The 19,543-nt window shown below is 37.9% G+C and carries 16 protein-coding genes; 7 read left to right on the top strand and 9 right to left on the bottom strand.

From position 1 onward, the window contains the following. The first annotated feature begins 83 nt into the window (after window positions 1–83). The 4 genes from LZZ90_RS04170 (at window position 84) to LZZ90_RS04155 (ending at window position 6,054) form a co-directional block, all read left to right on the top strand. Complete coding sequence (locus LZZ90_RS04170) at window positions 84–1,145, top strand: efflux RND transporter periplasmic adaptor subunit (protein ID WP_237789431.1); 1,062 nt, start codon at window positions 84–86, stop codon at window positions 1,143–1,145. A gap of 14 nt (window positions 1,146–1,159) precedes the next feature. Next, window positions 1,160–4,249, top strand: a complete 3,090-nt coding sequence (locus tag LZZ90_RS04165; protein WP_237789430.1) for an efflux RND transporter permease subunit — start codon at window positions 1,160–1,162, stop codon at window positions 4,247–4,249. A 4-nt stretch (window positions 4,250–4,253) separates the two neighbouring features. Then, on the top strand, window positions 4,254–5,558 hold the full coding sequence (locus LZZ90_RS04160) for a TolC family protein (protein WP_237789429.1): 1,305 nt from the start codon (window positions 4,254–4,256) through the stop codon (window positions 5,556–5,558). Window positions 5,559–5,631: 73 nt separating this feature from the next. Continuing rightward, entirely contained in the window at window positions 5,632–6,054 is a 423-nt protein-coding gene (locus LZZ90_RS04155) for a CBS domain-containing protein (protein ID WP_237789428.1), read from the top strand. A gap of 30 nt (window positions 6,055–6,084) precedes the next feature. Here LZZ90_RS04155 and rpe read toward each other — a convergent pair whose 3' ends face one another. The 9 genes from rpe to LZZ90_RS04110 all read right to left on the bottom strand — a co-directional run bounded on the left by rpe (window position 6,085) and on the right by LZZ90_RS04110 (window position 17,603). Then, window positions 6,085–6,750: a ribulose-phosphate 3-epimerase gene (gene rpe, locus LZZ90_RS04150; RefSeq protein ID WP_237789427.1), complete on the bottom strand. Its 666-nt coding sequence runs from the start codon at window positions 6,748–6,750 to the stop codon at window positions 6,085–6,087. 323 nt (window positions 6,751–7,073) lie between these two features. Beyond that, window positions 7,074–7,937: an RNA polymerase sigma factor RpoD/SigA gene (locus LZZ90_RS04145; RefSeq protein ID WP_026979542.1), complete on the bottom strand. Its 864-nt coding sequence runs from the start codon at window positions 7,935–7,937 to the stop codon at window positions 7,074–7,076. Window positions 7,938–8,067: 130 nt separating this feature from the next. After that, complete coding sequence (locus LZZ90_RS04140) at window positions 8,068–10,752, bottom strand: T9SS type A sorting domain-containing protein (RefSeq protein WP_237789426.1); 2,685 nt, start codon at window positions 10,750–10,752, stop codon at window positions 8,068–8,070. Between the two features lie 153 nt (window positions 10,753–10,905). After that, entirely contained in the window at window positions 10,906–12,501 is a 1,596-nt protein-coding gene (locus LZZ90_RS04135) for a hypothetical protein (RefSeq protein ID WP_237789425.1), read from the bottom strand. Continuing rightward, on the bottom strand, window positions 12,491–13,045 hold the full coding sequence (locus LZZ90_RS04130; RefSeq protein ID WP_237789424.1) for an RNA polymerase sigma factor: 555 nt from the start codon (window positions 13,043–13,045) through the stop codon (window positions 12,491–12,493). The genes LZZ90_RS04135 and LZZ90_RS04130 overlap by 11 nt, the downstream gene beginning before the upstream one ends. A gap of 4 nt (window positions 13,046–13,049) precedes the next feature. Then, window positions 13,050–14,348 carry a DUF1566 domain-containing protein gene (locus LZZ90_RS04125; RefSeq protein ID WP_237789423.1) on the bottom strand — a complete coding sequence of 433 codons (1,299 nt, stop codon included), beginning with the start codon at window positions 14,346–14,348 and terminating at the stop codon, window positions 13,050–13,052. Between the two features lie 114 nt (window positions 14,349–14,462). Further along, window positions 14,463–16,631 carry a polyribonucleotide nucleotidyltransferase gene (locus tag LZZ90_RS04120; protein WP_237789422.1) on the bottom strand — a complete coding sequence of 723 codons (2,169 nt, stop codon included), beginning with the start codon at window positions 16,629–16,631 and terminating at the stop codon, window positions 14,463–14,465. 143 nt (window positions 16,632–16,774) lie between these two features. Continuing rightward, window positions 16,775–17,044 carry a 30S ribosomal protein S15 gene (gene rpsO, locus LZZ90_RS04115; RefSeq protein WP_237789421.1) on the bottom strand — a complete coding sequence of 90 codons (270 nt, stop codon included), beginning with the start codon at window positions 17,042–17,044 and terminating at the stop codon, window positions 16,775–16,777. 103 nt (window positions 17,045–17,147) lie between these two features. Beyond that, window positions 17,148–17,603 (bottom strand): GAF domain-containing protein, encoded by a 456-nt coding sequence (locus LZZ90_RS04110; RefSeq protein WP_237789420.1) that lies wholly within the window; start codon window positions 17,601–17,603, stop codon window positions 17,148–17,150. A gap of 62 nt (window positions 17,604–17,665) precedes the next feature. Here LZZ90_RS04110 and xrtF point away from each other — a divergent pair, with 62 nt between their 5' ends. The 3 genes from xrtF to LZZ90_RS04095 are packed head-to-tail and all read left to right on the top strand — an operon-like array spanning window position 17,666 to window position 19,543. Then, window positions 17,666–18,232: an exosortase family protein XrtF gene (gene xrtF, locus LZZ90_RS04105; protein WP_237789419.1), complete on the top strand. Its 567-nt coding sequence runs from the start codon at window positions 17,666–17,668 to the stop codon at window positions 18,230–18,232. After that, the gene (locus LZZ90_RS04100) at window positions 18,207–18,650 is read left to right on the top strand and encodes an exosortase F system-associated protein (RefSeq protein ID WP_237789418.1); all 444 of its coding nucleotides are present in this window, start codon (window positions 18,207–18,209) and stop codon (window positions 18,648–18,650) included. The genes xrtF and LZZ90_RS04100 overlap by 26 nt, the downstream gene beginning before the upstream one ends. Before the next feature lie 35 nt (window positions 18,651–18,685). After that, window positions 18,686–19,543 (top strand): ATP cone domain-containing protein, encoded by an 858-nt coding sequence (locus tag LZZ90_RS04095; RefSeq protein WP_237789417.1) that lies wholly within the window; start codon window positions 18,686–18,688, stop codon window positions 19,541–19,543.

The raw sequence follows: 19,543 nt of genomic DNA, 5'->3' as shown, positions 1-19,543 counted from the left end.
TCAAGTGTAAAGATGAGATAAGAATTAGCTTTGTTAAACCAAATCTAATTAGTATAGTCTAAGAACTACTATCTTATCTTATCATGAAATTTAAATATAGTATCTATTTTGTCATTGCGGCTGTTTTAGGCGGAATGATTTTCTACAGAATTTCCGAAAACCATAAAAAGGATGAAGGCGGTAAAGGCAAGAATGGGGGCGATAAAAAGCCTGCAAAAGTTACCGGTATCATTTTAAGGCCCCAACTTTTTTCAGACAATCTTAAACTTTCCGGAAGCATTGAATCTAATGAAGAAGTTGAAGTGCGTAGTGAAGTTTCCGGTGTGGTGGAAAGCATCAATTTTGCAGAAGGAAGCCTTGTGGGTAAAGGACAATTACTCTTTAAAATAAACGATCTTGAGTTGCGTGCCCAACTTTCTCAAGCGCGAACCAAACAAACCCTTGCTTCTGAAAATGAGCGAAGAGCACGCTTGCTTCTTCAAAAGGAAGCCATCAGTCAGGAAGAATACGATATTGCCAGTGCAGACTTTCGTTCCGCTAAAGCACAAACCCAATTGATTCAGGCTCAAATTGCTAAAACTTCCGTAAAGGCACCCTTTTCTGGAAAAATAGGTTTGCGTTCTATTTCCAAAGGAACTTATGTGACCCCAACTACTATTGTGGCAAAACTTGTCAATACTGCACAAGTTAAAATTACGTTTTCAATTCCTGAAAAATATGCGGCCCAGATGAAAACCGGTTCGGAACTAAGTTTCAGTGTTTCGGGTTCTAAAGAGCAGTATAAAGCCAAAATTTATGCCATTGAGCCGGAAATTGAGCAGGAAACGCGAACGTTACGAATGCGCGCTGTTGCTCAAAATTTTGACGGAAAACTGATTCCCGGAACTTTTGCCGAAGTATCACTTCCTCTTGAAAATATCAAAGATGCTTTATTAGTACCGACTGAGGCTTTAATTCCAATACAAAACGGAAAAAAAGTTTTTGTAGCTCTTAACGGAAAAGCCAAAGAAGTAATTGTAGAAACCGGCGCAAGAACAGACAAAGACGTTTTAGTACTTACCGGATTAAAAGCTGGAGATACTGTTTTAACAAGCGGTGTGATGTCGCTCAAAGACGATTCGCCTGTTAAAGTAAGTTTAAAGTAAGATAAGATTAAGGTATGAGTTTATCCACTTTAAGTATAAAAAGACCGGTGCTTACCATCGTTCTTAATTTGATGTTGATTCTTTTTGGAGTCATTGGTTACACTTTTTTAGGTGTTCGTGAATTTCCTTCTATTGATCCGGCTCAAATTTCCGTGCAAACTAATTATGCAGGTGCCAATGCAGACATCATTGAATCGCAAATTACAGAACCTTTAGAAAAAGCAGTTAATTCCATTGATGGAATTCGAAATATAACTTCTTCAAGCAGTCAAGGCCGAAGTAACATTACTATTGAGTTCAACCTCGATAAAAATCTAGAAGAAGCGGCTAACGATGTACGTGATAAAGTTTCACAGGCCGTTCGCAGCTTGCCACAAGATATCGATGCACCGCCAGTAGTTTCCAAAGCCGATGCAGATTCCGAGCCAATTATTACCATGACGGTTCAGAGTGATACCAAAAATGTTTTGGAGCTTTCAGATTACGCAGACAATGTGCTTTCACAGCGTTTACAAACCATTCCGGGAGTAAGTAGTGTGCAAATTTGGGGACAACGAAAATACGCTATGCGTTTGTGGATTGATCCTTCTAAATTGGCTTCTTACGGATGTACTGTAGCTGATGTTCGCAACGCCTTAAACAAGCAAAATGTTGAATTACCTTCAGGAAAATTAACAGGAGCAAACACGGAGCTTACCGTGAAAACAATTGGGAATATTTCAACCGAAGAAGGCTTTAATGATATTATCATCAAGGCGGAAGGAGCGAAAATTGTTCGTTTAAGCGATATTGGAAAAGCCTCACTGGAAGCCGAGAATTTAGAAACCAAACTTTCCGATTCCGGTCAGCCGATGGTTGGTTTGGCGATTATTCCTCAGCCGGGAACTAATTATCTTGATATTGCCGAAAAATTCTACGAGCAATACGACCAGTTAAAGAAAGATTTGCCAAAAGATTTTAAGTTGAATATTGCTATCGATAATACCGTTTTTGTGAAAAAAGCGGTTTTGGAAGTTGCAGAAACTTTGCTGCTGTCCATTGTTCTGGTAGTATTGATTATTTATTTGTTCTTTAGGGATTGGGCGATTGCTTTTCGTCCGTTGATTGATATACCGGTTTCGCTTATCGCTACGTTTTTCATCATGTATTTATGCGGATTTTCCGTTAATGTATTGACTTTGTTAGCGATTGTTTTAGCGACCGGTTTAGTGGTAGACGACGGAATTGTAGTTACGGAAAACATCTTCAAAAAAGTTGAAGAAGGGATGACGCCAATTGAAGCTGCGATTAAAGGTTCTAATGAGATTTTCTTTGCAGTAATTTCGATTTCCATAACCCTTGCAGCCGTATTTTTACCGGTAATTTTCCTTGAAGGTTTCGTAGGACGATTGTTTAGGGAGTTTGGTGTGGTAATTGGAGCTGCAGTATTGATATCGGCTTTTGTTTCGTTAACGCTTACCCCGATGCTAAATGCTTACCTGATGAAAGGAGGGGAACAGAAAAAGTCGAAATTTTACAACCTTACTGAACCGCTTTTTGAAAAAATGAATTCGGGTTATGCTGGGGCTTTAACGAATTTCATGAAGAAAAAATGGTTGAGTTTTCCAATTCTCATTGCGTGTTTTGGGTTGATTTACTTGTTTTTTAATATTCTTCAGAAAGAAACAGCTCCATACGACGATCGAAGTTTTATCGGTGTAAACGTAACCGCTCCTGAAGGTGCTTCTTACGATTATATGGACCGTTTCATGAGTGAATTAACAGAACTGATCAACGATTCGATTCCTGAGAAAAAAGTGAGTTTGATCATCACTTCGCCCGGTTTTGGCTCTTCAGCCGTAAATACGGGTCGTGCCCGAATTGCTTTAGTTCAGCCGGATGAAAGGCAAAAAACGCAAAAGGAAATTGCTGAAGGACTTACCAAATGGACCAAGCAATATTCTCAAGCAAAAGTATCGGTTTCCGAATCGCCAACCATAGCCGTAAACCGAAGAGGAGGAATGCCGATTCAATTTGTGATTCAGGCTCCGAATTTTAAAAAACTGGAAGAAAAAATTCCGCTGTTTATGGATGAAGTGACCAACGATCCTACGTTTTCCAATTCTGATGTGAACCTGAAATTTAATAAACCTGAAATTTATGTGACTATTGATCGGGAGAAGGCTCAGAGTTTGGGAGTTTCTGTAATCGATGTGGCGCAAACCCTTCAGCTTTCTTTAAGTGGACAGCGTTTTGGTTATTTTATGATGAACGGTAAACAATATCAGGTGATGGGGCAATTCGATAAAAAAGACCGAAGTGCACCGATGGACCTGACTTCTATTTTTGTAAAAAGCGACAAGGGAGAGCTAATTCAGTTGGATAATTTGGTTACTGTGGAAGAACAAAGCAGCCCGCCACAGCTTTACCATAATAATCGTTATATGTCGGCCACGGTAATGGCAGGTTTAGCTCCGGGGAAAAGTATTGGTGACGGAATTGACGCAATGGAGCGCATTAAGGAAAAAGTGCTTGACGATTCTTTTACTACAGATTTGAGTGGGGAATCACGTGATTTTGTGGAAAGTGGTTCCAATACTTCGTTTGCTTTCGGATTGGCCCTGCTTTTGATTTTCCTGATTTTGGCCGCACAGTTTGAGAGTTTTATCGATCCGTTTATCATCATTCTTACCGTACCGATGGCGGTTGCCGGAGCGTTATTTTCGCTTTGGCTCTTCGGACAAACCTGGAATATTTTCAGTCAGATCGGAACGGTAATGTTAATCGGTTTGGTAACCAAGAACGGTATTTTAATCGTTGAATTTGCCAATCAGTTGAGGGAACAGGGAAAATCGAAATATGAGGCTATTATTGAGGCTTCAGAATCACGTTTACGACCAATTTTAATGACAAGTTTGGCCATTGCTTTAGGAGCTTTACCGATTGCTTTGTCTCTTGGGGCTGCTTCAACCAGTAGAATTGGAATGGGGGTCGTGATTGTTGGAGGAACTCTTTTTTCTTTATTGTTGACTTTGTTTGTAATCCCGGCAATTTATCTGATGTGGTCACGAGAGAAAAAACACCGTCCGGAATTCGATAATCTGGAAAATTATGAAAAGAAGTAAGGTTATGAAAAAGATATTGTTTCAAATCGCATTTTTGTTTTTTGTTTTTCAATCGACTAAAGCTCAGGAAGTATTGAGATTGGAAGATGCAGTCCAGATTGCGCTAAAGAATAATTATGATATTCGATTGGCTTCTACGGATTTGAAAATCGATGAAGCTAATGTAGGTGTTGCCAATGCAGGCATGCTTCCGAAGGTTGATGCGACTTTTACAAAGAACAACAGTATTCAAAACTCTAAGCAAACGCAGTCTAACGGTGTAGAACGTGAATTGGACAACGCCAAAAACAATACCACAAGTTATGGTGTGAATTTGGGTTGGACTGTTTTTGATGGTTTAAAAATGTTTGCCCGCTATGATCAGTTGAGATCGCTTCAGAAACAAGGAGAAACCGAATTAAAACTTACCGTGATGACTAAGGTGAGCTCGGTAATGAGCAGCTATTATGATTTGGTTCAGCAGCAGCATTTGCTTAAAGCTTTGGATACCACTATTGTGATTTCAAAGCAACGACTCAAAACTGCCGACAATCGTTTCATAATTGGAAAAGCTTCAAAATTAGAAGTTCTTAATGCGCAAGTAGATTTGAATGCCGATATTTCAAATCTCTTAAAGCAGAAAGAGGTCTTTCAGAATGCTAAAATCAGTTTTAATGAATTGCTTGCCCGTGAAACCGATACTGATTTTACTGTAGTGGAAATGGGGAAAATTGATGAGAACCTTCAGCTGACAGAACTTCGCGAACTCGTAAAAAGCCAAAATCCTGAGTTGCAGTTGGCGCTGATTAATAAAAAAGTAGCCGAATCCAATTTGAAACAAGTAAAAGCGAACCGTTATCCGGTTGTGCGACTCAATGCAGGTTATAATTTCAACGAATCGCAGTCGAGCCTTGGATTTACTTCCCAATCAACTGCGCGCGGTCTTAATTACGGAGTTTCGGCTTCTATTAATGTGTTCAATGGGTTTCTTCAACATCGAAACGAAAAAATTGCCAAACTTCAGGTGGAAAATTCAACTACCTTAATTGAGCAGCAAACCAAAACTATTGATACTCAATTAGCAATGGCTTATCAAACTTATAAAACCAATCTGGAATTAATGAAGTTGGAAAAGGAAAACGAAGCTATTGCTAAACGCAATCTTGAAATTACACTTGACAAATTTAAAATAGGAACCATTCCAACCATTGAATTTCGAAATGCGCAAGAAAACTATATTACTGCAATAGCCAGACATACTACTGCGAAGTTTCAGGCTAAAATTTCGGAAGTTGTTTTGCAGGAAATAACCGGAAGTATTAAGTTTTAGAAAAGCCTGATTTTCATCATGTGTTTTGTATCTTTGTATTGGTAATTTTGTTGATAATCAATACTTTGTAATTATGAAGCAACATGTTCCGGTGTCAACCATTATGACACAAAATATTATTAAACTGAACCTTAGTGATGATTTAACTAAAGCGGAAGGCTTGTTTAAAGCTCATAAGATAAGGCATATTCCTGTGGTTGACGGTAATAAAATTATTGGGATGCTGAGTTATACTGATTTATTGCGTATTTCCTTTGCGGATGCTGTGGACGATGATGACGAAGTAGTGGATACAACAGTGTACAATATGTTTACCCTAGATCAGGTAATGACCAAAAAAGTGGTTTGTATTTCTCCGGAAACTACTATAAAAGAAACCGCTGAAATTCTTTCAAGTAACGAGTTTCATGCACTTCCGGTTTGTGAGGGCAGTTTGTTGGTGGGTATTGTAACTACAACGGATTTAATTCGCTATCTGATCGATCAATATAATTAAAAAAGGCGCTTTTAAAGCGCCTTTTGTTTTTTATAAAGTGGTGATGTTCTTTAAATCAGCAATGGTTTCAATTGGATTTTCTGCTTTGAAAACAAAACTTCCGGCTACTAAAACATCAGCTCCGGCTTCCACTAACTGTTTCGCGTTTTTGTTGGTAACACCTCCGTCAATTTCAATTAATGTTGAGGCTCCGTTTCGGGTGATGATTTCCTTAAGCTGTTTTACTTTTTTATAGGTGTTTTCGATGAACGATTGTCCTCCAAATCCAGGATTAACGCTCATGATGCAAACCAAGTCGATGTCGTTTATTACATCTTCTAAAAGGGAAACGTTTGTGTGAGGGTTTAAAGCAACACCGGCTTTCATTCCTTCGGCTTTAATAGCTTGCAAAGTTCGGTGAAGGTGGGTGCAGGCTTCATAATGAACTGTTAAAATATCAGAACCCAAATCCTTGAAAGTTTTAATGTATCGGTCCGGATCTACAATCATTAAGTGAACGTCGATGGTTTTTTTTGCATGTTTGTTGATGGCTTCCAAAACGGGCATTCCAAAAGAAATATTCGGAACAAAAACGCCGTCCATGATGTCAATGTGGAACCAATCGGCTTCACTTGTGTTAATCATTTCGACATCACGTTGTAAATTGGCAAAATCGGCTGCCAAAACAGAAGGTGCTATAATAGCTTGTGTACTCATTATAAATTAATTGTGTTGTTGTGTTTTCGCTGCAAAGGTAAATTAAAGTTATAAGTTTTGAGTAATGAGTTCTAAGATTTATTACCAGTGATTAGCAATTTTATGTTTGATTTGTGACTTTTGAAAAGATATTGAGCTTACATACTTGATTGCTTAAAAAGCAAAACTCCGGTAATCAGCCGGAGTTTCAATCATCAATCAAAAAACGAACAGTTATTGAAACTGTTGTTGCGTTCAATATTTTTATTGGATAGGTATCAAAATTTGAGCCGTAAAGTTAAAATAAACAATTCAATTTACAACTTTTTTCTGATTTATCCAAATTATCCTAAGTAAGTTTTAAGGATTTTACTTCTGGATGTGTGTTTTAACCTACGAATTGCTTTTTCTTTAATCTGACGTACACGCTCACGGGTCAAGTCAAAAGTTTCACCAATTTCTTCTAAAGTCATTGGATGCTGATCGCCCAAACCGAAATACAAACGTACTACGTCTGCTTCTCTTGGGGTCAAGGTTTCCAAAGCTCTTTCAATTTCCGTGCGAAGTGATTCGTGAATTAGTTCACGGTCTGGGTTTGGTGATTCTCCTGAACGTAAAACGTCGTATAAGTTAGAGTCTTCTCCTTCAACAAGCGGCGCGTCCATGGATAAGTGACGACCCGAGTTTTTCATGCTCTCTTTTACGTCGTTTACAGTCATGTCCAATTCTGCAGCGATTTCTTCGGCAGACGGTGCGCGCTCTTGGGATTGCTCCAACAAGGCATACATTTTGTTAATTTTATTAATCGATCCGATTTTGTTAAGCGGTAAACGAACAATACGGGATTGTTCGGCTAATGCCTGTAAAATGGATTGACGAATCCACCATACAGCATAGGAAATAAATTTAAAACCGCGGGTTTCATCGAAACGTTGTGCAGCTTTAATCAAACCTAAATTTCCTTCGTTGATCAAATCGGGTAAAGTTAATCCTTGGTTCTGATATTGTTTCGCTACGGAAACAACGAAACGTAAATTAGCTTTTGTTAATTTTTCTAAGGCTCTTTGATCTCCGGCTTTAATTCGTTGTGCTAATTCTACCTCTTCATCTGCCGTGATTAGGTCTACTTTACCAATTTCCTGAAGGTATTTGTCTAAGGAAGCAGTTTCACGATTGGTTACCTGCTTAGTAATTTTGAGCTGTCTCATTAATTGTTTCTCCTTATCTTTTTAAGTGTTCAGGTTGTTATACGAAAGGAAGAGCAAAAAAGTTACAACAGTTTGAAAAAAGTTTAAAAAAAAGAGCTTCAAGGTATTTGAAGCTCTTTTTGTCAAGGTTTTATTTTTTTAAAATCTGTACCGATTGTTTTCCTTTAGCCGTTGATAAGGTTAGGAAATAAGTTCCAGCACTGGTGCTTGAATCCAAAGTAAAGTGCAGAGTGTGTTTGCCTGCTTCCTGATTTTCATTAGCAACCACTTTTTTAACAATTTTTCCCTGTACATCTAGGATTTCTACAGTTATAAATTCATTTTTCTCTAAAGTGTACTCAAAAGTTGCTTCTTTTTCAATCGGGTTAGGATATACTAAAAGCGATGAATTTTGGTGTTCAAAGTTTAGGGTTCCTAATTGAACATCGGTGTAACGTACTAAAAAGTTGGAATTAAGATCGCCATAGTAGTCACGTTGTACAAACGATTCGCCTAACACAACAAGTTTGTTGTCGGGCTGCATTATGGTTTTTATCACTTTGGAATTGTCATAAAGGATTAAGTCCATTTCACCGTTGGTTCCGAATGAAGAGTCTACTGAACCGTCAGCATTGTATCGGCTAATGGAAACCTGTGAATTTTTTGAGCCAGCTTTAATGAATTTTCCATCAGATTGTAAAGACAAAGCTGTGAAGTTAAATGTTCCTGTCACATCATTAGCAATTCCATTGGTTCCGAATGCAGTATCGGGTTGCCCATTGGCCGTGAATTTAAAAGTTTTGGTATCTGTACCAAGCCTGCTTGACACCAAGAATTTGTCATCAGATAAAATTTGAGAGGCGTATGGATGGTTGGTTGTTCCAAGCTGTAAGTCCGTTTTACCGTTTGTTCCAAAAGTAGTGTCTAATGTGCCGTTTGATGTAACTCTGAACGCACACATATTATAGAGAACAGGAGATGCTGTTGCATTGTATGTTACCCCTAATGCAATAATCTTACCGTCTGATTGTACTATGATTTCTCTTGGGTATTCACTAAATGATGCTTCGTCAGAGTTAAAACGGGTTGTGAATAAACCATTTGTTCCAAAACTTGAATCTATTGTTCCATCAGTATTTAATCGAGTCATTCCAAATGATATCGTTGAGAATGAGTCCGTTAAATTATCGTAATCAAAAGCAACAAGAATTTGACCGTTTGACAGTAAATGAATGTTATCAATGAAATTTATCTCGCCAGTAGTTGTATCATAAAGGTTTACAATTCCATTAGTTCCAAAAGTGTTGTCCAAAGAACCGTCCGCATTTAGTCTTTTTATAGTTGCGTTACCTGAAATAATAATTTTGGAATCATTTTGTACGATCATTTTGTAGGAGTAGTCGTCTGAAGGTAAGGTGACTACACCATCGATTCCGAAACTTAAGTCAACATTTCCGTCAGCAGTATGTCTTCTTATTGATGGGATTGGAGTGTCAACTAAGATAAGGTATTTTCCATCCGCCAATAAAGTGATGTCCTTTGATGTGTCATACCCAGTGTATAATGGAAGAGTTCCGCCGCCTCCAGCACTATATCCGTCTGCGCTTACTCCCCATACTGTACCGTTGTAATTCCCGGAAGAGTCCAAAGAATAACCTCCAATAACAATAGCATTGTCTTGCCTAATGTATAAATAGGTAGCTACATCGGTATTATTGTTGATGTCTAAAGCGTGTACTCCGGTATTGCCAAAAGTTGTATCAGTTGCGCTTCCGTTTGCAAGGTATTTAATTAGTTTAAAATCATTGTCACTGGTTAGTGAGATTAATAATTTGTCATCTGGCATGGCCTTCACTCTAGGCATGTTGTGTAAACCAGTTGATGTGTTTGTAGTGGTAAGTGTAACGTTTTCTGCCGAAATCGCTTTCCCGTTTGCGGCACCGAAAGTGGTATCCGGTGTTCCGTTTGTGTTGAATTTTGCTATGCTAAGTTTTCCATTGGCAGCACCAACCAATGCAATTTTTCCATCAGATAGAATTTCTAACGAACGACCATAGTCATTAGAGGTAGACATTGAAAGGGTTGCCATTCCGCCTACTCCAAAAGTGTTGTCTAAAGAGCCGTTTGTGTTTAATCGAACCACAGCGAAATCATATGTTCCGCTCGTGTTTGCTTGTCCTCCAATTATAATTTTATTGTCTGCTTGTAGTTTAATTGAGAAAGCTTCATCATTACCAGTTCCAATTGGGAGTGTTAAGATTCCATCGGTGTCAAAAGAAGTGTCAAGGTTTCCGTCTGAATTTAATCGTGCTACTGCAAAATCATTGTTTGAGCCATTGGAAACATATCCTACAACAAGGATTTTATTGTCTTGTTGCTGAACAATAGACTTAATATTCATATTGTACGCACCAGTAACGATGGTTTTTGTTCCAGTGGTGTTAAATGAACTGTCTAAATTACCATCGGTTAGGAATCTTGAGATTGTTCGTCCATTAGCAGTAAGTATTTTACCATCACTCTGAAGGTTTACTGTTTGTATGTAAACTCCTGTTCCGGATCTCCATCCTTTTTGGTTGAATGTTCTGTCAAACTTTCCATCAGTATTATAACGAGCAATAAAGCTTGTAATTGGAGCAGAATAGTTTGAGCTAAATCTTCCTAAAAATATTACTTTTCCATCAGGTTGTTGGATTGCATCATAAATAATTTGTTTTGAATCGATGTCGGAGATTCCATGGTCAATAATACCAGACATGTTATAACCGAAATTGGGATCTAAATTTTGTGCCAAACCCGAAGAGGTGACAAAAAGTAAAAGTAAAAGTCTTTTCATAGATGTTTTTTGTTGTGAATTTGTGAAAAATCGCACAAACATAATTTTTTTCTTAATAATATTTATTTTTTTTAAAAAAATAGTACAATTCTGTTTTTGAAATAATTGTATACAAAAAGCTCCGTTTTTATTAAACGGAGCCACTAACTCAAATTAAAATTTATAGGTCAATCCGGTTTGTAATGAAAAACTATAAGGCTTGTAGTTTTCATTCCCCAAATTGTAGAAGTATTTCAATACCGGTGAAATGTTTGCCTGAATTTTTGGAGTTAAATGATAATTGAAACCGCTGCCTATATTTAAGGCAAAATTGGTTTCAGCAAGGTTTTCTGTTCTTCCAATACTTATTTCCTGGGCTTGGTTGCCAGAAATTCTGATGTTGTTTTTGTCTAATAATATTATGTTGATACCCGCCAACGCATCAATATCGAATTTCTTTCTGCTGAATAGCGTATAGGTGAATTCTAATGGGACTTCATAATACGTTACGTTCTGTTTCAGCATGAGGCTTTCAGAGGAACTAAAATGATTTGACAGGGTTTGTGGGGTTGTTCCTGTATGTAATTCAATATTGGAATAATTCGAGATTGGACCATTTGGATAATTTGTGATCTTTGTCTGGTTTTCAAGTTCGATTTTACCAAAACCAAGTCGAACTCCAAGTCGGTCTCTTTTAACTCCTAAATAGAATCCGTACGAGGAAGTTATCGGATGTTTTTTCTTGTTTTGGTCAAAGCTGTCGTTTATCAATGATTTTCCAAAAAGAGAACCGCTTACCGTTGGCCCGTAATACCCGAAAACATAAAAATTGGTTTTAATGGAGTCTTGTTTGTTTTTTTGTTCTTCTGTTTTTTTCGCAACTTCTTTTTTTGCTTTCAATTTCTGTTTTAAGACACTGTCTTTTTTGGTGTCTATAGGAAGTGCATTGGCTTTTGTAATTTCATCATTTTCACCGCTTGTTTCATTGTTTTTCGAAACATCAACATTTAAGTCGGTGTCTTTAATTGCCAAATCACCTAGATTGTCTTGCTTGGCTTTAGAGTTTGCGATTTTTATGTTTTGTTTATGGGTTTTGTGAGTTGTATTCTGTTTGTTTTTTCGTTTTTTGTTGCTTTTAGCAGCAATGTAACGTGTTTTGGCTTTTTGATTACTGTTCGTAATTTGTAATTTGTTTTTCGAAGCCGGAGTTCCCTTTGCCGGATGTTTTACTTTGATTCGGTACTTTTCAACGATTTCGAATTCATCGTACTGCGAGTTTGAGTTTACCAAACGTTTTGTACGGGTTACGAGCCTTTGCTTGTTTTCTTTTTTGTTCGGATCGCTTTGGTTAGCCGGTTGGTTATTTGCAACATCAAAAGTATCCTTGAAAGTTTTTTTCAATTCGGAGGATTGCACGTCGGCTTTGTTGTTGAATGAAGTGTTGCCGTCTGCTTTTGATTCCTCTGTTTTTGATGATAGGTTTTTACCGGAGTCTGATGATGTTTTGTCTTTTTCAACAGCGGTGTTGTTTTTGTTGGAATAAGCGCCATAGTTGCTTGGATCAGCATGATCGCCGTTTGAGTGGTTGTACAGAATAAACAGCGTTGTCAGCGTAAAGCAGCCTGCTAAAAACAACCAGAGGAAATATTTTTTTTTATTTTTTTTATGTAAATCCTTTTCGATTTTGTTCCATAGAGCCGCATCGGGTGATTTTTCAAGTAAATCCAGCCGCTCACGAAATGCTTTACCAATGTCTTTCTTATTTTCCATTTCCGATTTTGTAGTTTTTGGTGGATTTAGTCGTGATTATTTTTTCTTTTAAAATGATTTTGGCGCGATGCAGATTCGATTTGGAAGTGCTTTCGGAAATGGAAAGCATTTCGGCAATTTCCCTATGGCTGTAATCGTCCAATTCGTATAAGCAGAAGACCAGTCGGTATTGATTGGGTAATTCCTGAATATAGCTCAGCAATTTGTCTAAAGAGACAGTTTCGAAATCGGCGTCGTCAACCTGAAAATCGTCATGGAAATCTTTGGTAATCGGGGAGAGCTGAAACGTTTTTTTATAACTGTCGATCGCTTTGTTGATCGCGATGCGCTTCATCCATCCTTCAAAAGAGCCGTTGCCTTTATACTGGCTGATATTGGAGAAAATTTCAATGAAAGTATTGTGAAGATTGTCCTGGGCTTCTTCGAAATTTCGGCAATACTTCAGGCTAAGGGAGAAAAGTACCTCTTTATAATAGTGGTACAATTCTTCCTGAGCTTTCTGATTGTTGCTTTTACACTTGGATATGAGTTGCTGTAAGTCCAAATCTTTAGAAGTAACGGATTACCCTTGTTTTAATAGTTGTTGTAGCTTTATTTGTGGTCAATGTTGCCCCATTTTGAAAATGTATTGTTTTTGCAGTTTGTGCATCATTTTCGGTCGAGGTCCAGTACTCCTGATTTGAAAAATTACCGATCCCGTTCAAATGTAAATTGGAGTAAACCAACAGCAATTCTTCTTCGGAAGGTAAAAACCAGTCATTTGTATAATTGTTGTGGTATTTTAAGGATTCTTTAGCCGTTAAAGTTCCGTCGTTTAGAGTCCCACATACCGCTGGATTGTTATAAAAATCGTTCAAACTGTCATGGAAATACAGTACAGCGCCCGAATTTTGCAATCCCTTTCCAATACTTGGGTTTTGAGCCGCATCCACTGACGAGTTCATGCAGCCCCATTGAAATGCAGCTAAATCTTGTAAGGCCACTTCTGCATAACGCCATCCTTCGGTGTATGCTCCTTTGTCGTAGAAAACTATCCCGTGCCCAGGGCCAGTATCGCCTATTGCATAAGGTGCGAGTTTTTCGCAATGTTTTTTAAGACGTATTGGTTTTGGAGTGTCTAAAATAATTATTTCGGAATTTGAAACCGTGATCTTTCGATCAATGTTCCAATGGTCTGTAACTTCTGAGGTTCCTTCTAAATTAATGTTCATATGAAGAATATCATTTACAAACAAGAAAACCCAGGTTCCGTTGTAAATCTGATCTTTGAAGTTGAAGTTTAATGTGCCATCAATATTTGCTGTAAAATAGCCACCTATGTATTTATTGTTGCATGCTTCATCAAATTGGACCCTCCAAATGCATTCGCCTTCATTGCTTGAGAATAAACCGTTGCAATAAGCAATAATATCTTCTCTGGAACAGCTGTCTATGGCTAATTTTAACTCGGAATTGTTGTTTACGGTAAAAGTATCTCCATTGGCGTATGTGGTTGTAATAGGGTAACTGATACTTATGTGTTGATCTTCTTGCAGACTTCCTAAAAAATCACTGAATTCGTCATCACCATGCAGTACAATTTGTCCGGTTTTAACGTAATTTGAATCGTATATTAGGAGTGTGAAGGGATAGATGAAATCCAGACAGACGATATCTTGCATAGGATCGCCAACGGCATGAGTAGTGTGTTGAAGAAGATTGAATAGCTCAGAATCTTTGATAATTACTTCTTCCGGGTTGGTTTTAGGGGTTTCGATGATTTTGTCATCAAGGTCGTTGCAACCGTTCATTGTAAAGGTAAAGATTGTGATTAAACACAAGCCGATAATTGATTTTACTTTTCCCATGATTTGTAAGTTTTTTTATAAAGACTGGAAAAATATAAAAGGTTGCGCATATTTATAAAAAAACCCCGAAACATTACTGTAACGGGGTTCAACCTATGAATTAATTAATTGCAATTAACCTTGAGGATTTTCTTTTTTATCGTCTTTTTTCTCTTCACGCGGTGGTCTTGGCAACAACTGCTTGCGAGAAACTTTTTCTTTACGGGTTTTAGGATCTACACCTAGGTATTTTACCATGAATACATCGCCCATTTTAACTACATCGGCTACGTTTTCAGTGCGTTCCCATGCTAATTCAGAAACGTGAAGCAATACTTCGTTTCCTGGTGCTGCTGTATATTCTACAACTGCTCCAAAGTCAAGCATTTTGATTACTTTCACTTCATAAGATTCACCTACAGCCGGTTTGAAGATAATTGAATCGATTTTCGCCAATACCGCTGCAATTCCATCTGGGTTGGTTCCAAGAATTTCAACTACACCTTGCTCGTCTACTTCGTTGATAACAATCGTAGTTCCTGTAGCTTTCTGTAATTCCTGAATTACTTTTCCTCCAGGTCCGATTAACGCCCCGATGAAGTTTCCAGGAATGGTTCTAGTGATGATTTTTGGAGCGTGGTTCTTAACGTCTGGTCTTGGTGTGGCAATTGTTTCGGTTAATTTACCTAAAATGTGTAAACGACCGTCGCGTGCCTGACCTAACGCCTGTTCCATGATGTCATAACGCAATCCTTCGATTTTAATGTCCATCTGGCAAGCGGTAATACCATCAGCAGTACCGGTTACTTTAAAGTCCATATCTCCCAAGTGATCTTCATCACCTAAAATATCGGATAAAACTGCGAATTTCTCACCGTCAGTAATCAATCCCATAGCAATTCCTGAAACGGGTTTTGTCATCTGAACACCAGCATCCATTAACGCCATAGTTCCGGCACAAACCGTTGCCATAGAAGATGAACCGTTAGATTCCAATACTTCCGAAACAATACGGATCGTGTAAGGACAATCGGCAGGAATCATATTTTTTAATGCGCGTTGCGCTAAATTTCCGTGGCCTACTTCACGACGGGAAGTTCCTCTTAAAGGTTTTGCTTCACCAGTTGAAAAAGGAGGGAAGTTGTAATGCAGGTAGAAACGCTCTTCACCTTGTTCCGATGGAGAATCAATTACGTTAGCTTCTCTTGAAGTACCTAGGGTAACGGTAGCCAAAGCTTGAGTTTCTCCACGGGTAAATAATGAGGAACCGTGTACAGAAGGTAAATAATCTGTTTCACACCAGATTGGTCTGATTTCGGTTGTTTTTCTACCGTCCAAACGGATTCCTTTTTCAAGGATTACATTACGAACTGCTTCTTTGTTGGTTTTGTAGAAGTATTTGCCAACCAATCCGGCTAAATCAGCATTTTCTGCGTATTCTTCTTCTGTAAATAAAGCTTTTGCTTCTTCTTTTACAGCAGCAAATTTTTCACTTCTTTCGCTTTTACCTGAAGCTTCCTGAGCAATAGCATAGCATTTGTCGTAAGCAGCAGCTTTTACTTTTTTGTAAACTTCCTCATCTTCCACTTCACCTTCGTACGTACGGATTTCTTTTTTACCAAAAGCTTCCTGTAATCTTAACTGAGCGTGAATTTGAACTTTGATGGCTTCGTGAGCAAATTTGATAGCTTCCACCATTTCGGCTTCTGAAATCTCTTTCATTTCACCTTCAACCATTGCAACCGAATCCAAAGAAGCGCCAATCATCATATCGATGTCGGATAATTCCAATTGTTCTCTGCTTGGATTGATGACAAATTTACCGTCGATACGCGCTACACGTACTTCGGAAATTAAGTTGTAGAAAGGAATATCGGAAACAGCCAATGCAGCTGAAGCAGCTAAACCTGCTAAAGCATCCGGCATAACGTTGTCGTCATGCGACATTAACTGAATCATGATTTGCGTTTCCGCGTGGTAATCATCCGGAAATAACGGACGCAATACACGGTCTACCAAACGCATTGTAAGCACTTCGCTGTCGCTAGGGCGCGCTTCTCTTTTGAAGAAACCTCCCGGGAAACGTCCGGCAGCAGCAAATTTTTCACGATAGTCTACCGTTAACGGTAAAAAATCAATACCTGGATTGGCAGTACGGGCAGATACCGCTGTTGCTAATAACATAGCATCGCCCATACGCACCACGACAGAACCGTCGGCTTGTTTGGCTAGTTTTCCTGTTTCGATTGAGATGGTTCTACCGTCTCCCAAATCGATAATTTCTTGGGTAACCTTAGGAATCATAAAATTTAATTCTTAATTAAACAAAGGGTCTAGTTGTGTTGTTGTGTGTTGTTGTAGTTGTCTAATACCCAATGAAAAACCAAACTTTTTTCTGTCTAAATATACAAAACAAAAAGAGGCGCGCAGGCACCTCTTCTTCATGATTATTTTCTGATGTTTAATTCTTTGATAATCGCACGATATCTGTTGATATCTTTTTTCTTTAAGTAGTCAAGAAGGCTTCTTCTTTTACCTACTAATAAAACTAGTGAGCGCTCTGTGTTGAAATCGTGACGATTTTTTTTCAAGTGCTCAGTCAAGTGAGAAATTCTGAATGTGAATAACGCGATTTGACCTTCTGCAGAACCAGTGTTGGCTGCTGCTCCTCCGTGTTTAGCGAAGATTTCTGCTTTAACTTCTTTAGTTAAGTACATGCTAATATTATTAAAATGATTATTATGTAAATTGAGACGATCTCAATACGGGTGCAAAGGTAACTTTATTTTTCAGAATCACAAATAAAATAAGAAAACTTGCTTAAAAAAGTTTTGCAACTTCCTGATTTACAAATTCTAAAAAGCGTTCGTCTGCCTCTGTGAAGGGGTCAATCACATGGCTGTCAATATCAATTTGACCAATATTTACCCCGTTTACAAATAAAGGAACCACGATTTCTGATTTTACCGTTAGACTGCAAGCGATATAATTGTCCTGAGCCTTAACATCCGGAACCACAAAGTTAGCGTTGGATTCTGCAACCTGTCCGCAAATTCCTTTTCCGAAAGGGATTACCGTGTGGTCGGTTTCAGCTCCCACATAAGGTCCTAAATGCAAAGTTTTGGTATCATGGTTTGCAAAATAAAATCCAACCCAATTGTAATAATCAATTTGGTCGGTTAAGAGCTGGCAAAGATTTTTTAGTTTCTCTTCTCGCGAAATTCCACTAGCGGAAAGTATTTCGATAACTTTTGGTTGTAATTCTTGAAAGTTCATGTTTTTTAGTTTTATGCAAAAGTATTCAATCGCTGTCTTTTAATTTTTATATTTTTGTTAAAATGAATTTTGTGAAAAACCTCTTGCTGCAATACAAGCCCTTTTTTATTTTTCTGATAAAATTTTTTACACTTTATGCAATTCTCAGTATTGGCTATAAGGTGTATCTTAATCAGTTTGATGCAGCTTTACTTGAAGTGGATACTTTTACTGAAATAGTGGGTGAGCAATCCAAAGATGTTTTGGTTTTTCTGGGTAAGGAAGCGGAAGTTAATGCCAATATTTATGAACCTTGTATAAATCTAATTTATAAAGGGAAGTTTGTGGCGCGCATTATTGAAGGCTGCAACGCGGTTAGTGTTATGATCTTATTCGCTTCGTTTATTTTTGCGTTCTCTGCAAAATGGATGAAAACAATACTATATATATTGATTGGCTGTTTTGTTATTCATTTGCTAAATATTTTACGAATTGCACTTTTGGCGATGGCACTTTACAATTATCCGAAGTATGAACACTTGCTACACGGGGTGATCTTTCCGTTGGTGATTTATTCGGTGGTTTTCGCGCTTTGGTTTTTATGGCTTTATAAATTTTTTGGTTATGAGAAAAGTGATACTAAAAAATAAAGCTAAAATCTTCTGGGTAATCCTTTTGGTTTCACTTTTGGCAATAGTTCGTTTTTTTGAAGCTGAATTATTTTTTGATCCTTTTTTGAGTTTTTTTAAAGGAGAATTTCAGAACGCCCCGCTTCCGAAGTACGATGGATGGCAGCTGTTTTTAGGATTGTCATTTCGTTATTTGGTCAATACAATTGTATCTCTGATAATTGTGTATGTGGTTTTTGAAGATTTGAATTTGGTGAAATTTGCAGGATTACTGTATGTTTTTCTCTTCTGCATCTTGATTGGTGCTTTTTTTGGTGTTTTGAATCTTTCCGAAAAGCCCGATTTTATGACCTTGTTTTACCTGAGAAGGTTTTTGATTCAGCCGTTGTTCCTTTTGGTGTTTCTTCCGGCCTTTTATTATCAGAGAAAAGTTTCCTGAAAATAATTTCGTACCTTTAAACAAAGGTTCGAACTATGAAAGTTATCAAGCAATCTGGAGATATCGTTCATTTTGATCGGGAAAAACTTCGCAATTCCCTTCAGCTTTCAGGAGCAAAAAGCGAAAAAATCGACGATATCCTCAACATCATCGAAAGGGAAATCTACGATGGAATGCCAACGCGTAAAATTTACAAAATGGCCTTTCAACTCCTAAAAAAAACATCCAAAGTACATGCAGCGCGTTACAATTTAAAAGCAGCAGTACAGGCCTTAGGACCAGCCGGTTTTTTTTTCGAAAAGTACATTGCCTTACTTTTTCGAACTGAAGATTTTGCAACCAAAACCAATGTCATCCTTAACGGAAAATGCGTTTCCCATGAAATTGATGTAATGGTTAAAAAAGCTGGCGCCATTGCTATGGTGGAATGTAAGTTTCATAGTACCAATGATATCAAATCCGATGTTAAAATCCCAATGTACATCCTTTCCCGCTATAATGATTTAAGAGGAAAAACTCATTCCGTTTTCAGTCAGGACGACACTATTAGCAAATGCTGGGTGATTACCAACAATCGTTTTACCTCAGAAGCGATCCAATTCGGAACCTGTTCCAATTTGAAAATGGTAAGCTGGGATTTTCCGGCCAAAGAGTGTCTGAAATACAAAATCGAAGAAAACGGATTGTATCCCGTTACCTGCCTGACTACTTTAACTCAATACGAAAAAGAAAAATTGCTTATCCGTGAGGTTCTTTTAGCATCCGATTTGGTGGATAACAGTGAATTGCTCTCGGATATCGGGATTAATCACAATCGCATCAAGAATATTATTAGAGAAGCCTCGGATTTGTGCGACTATGTCGGAAATAATTGTTCCATTTTTAAAGATTAA

The sequence above is a fragment of the Flavobacterium sp. SM15 genome, from assembly GCF_022012335.1.
Classification (GTDB): Bacteria; Bacteroidota; Bacteroidia; order Flavobacteriales; family Flavobacteriaceae; genus Flavobacterium.
This window is presented reverse-complemented; position numbering and strand designations above follow the sequence as displayed.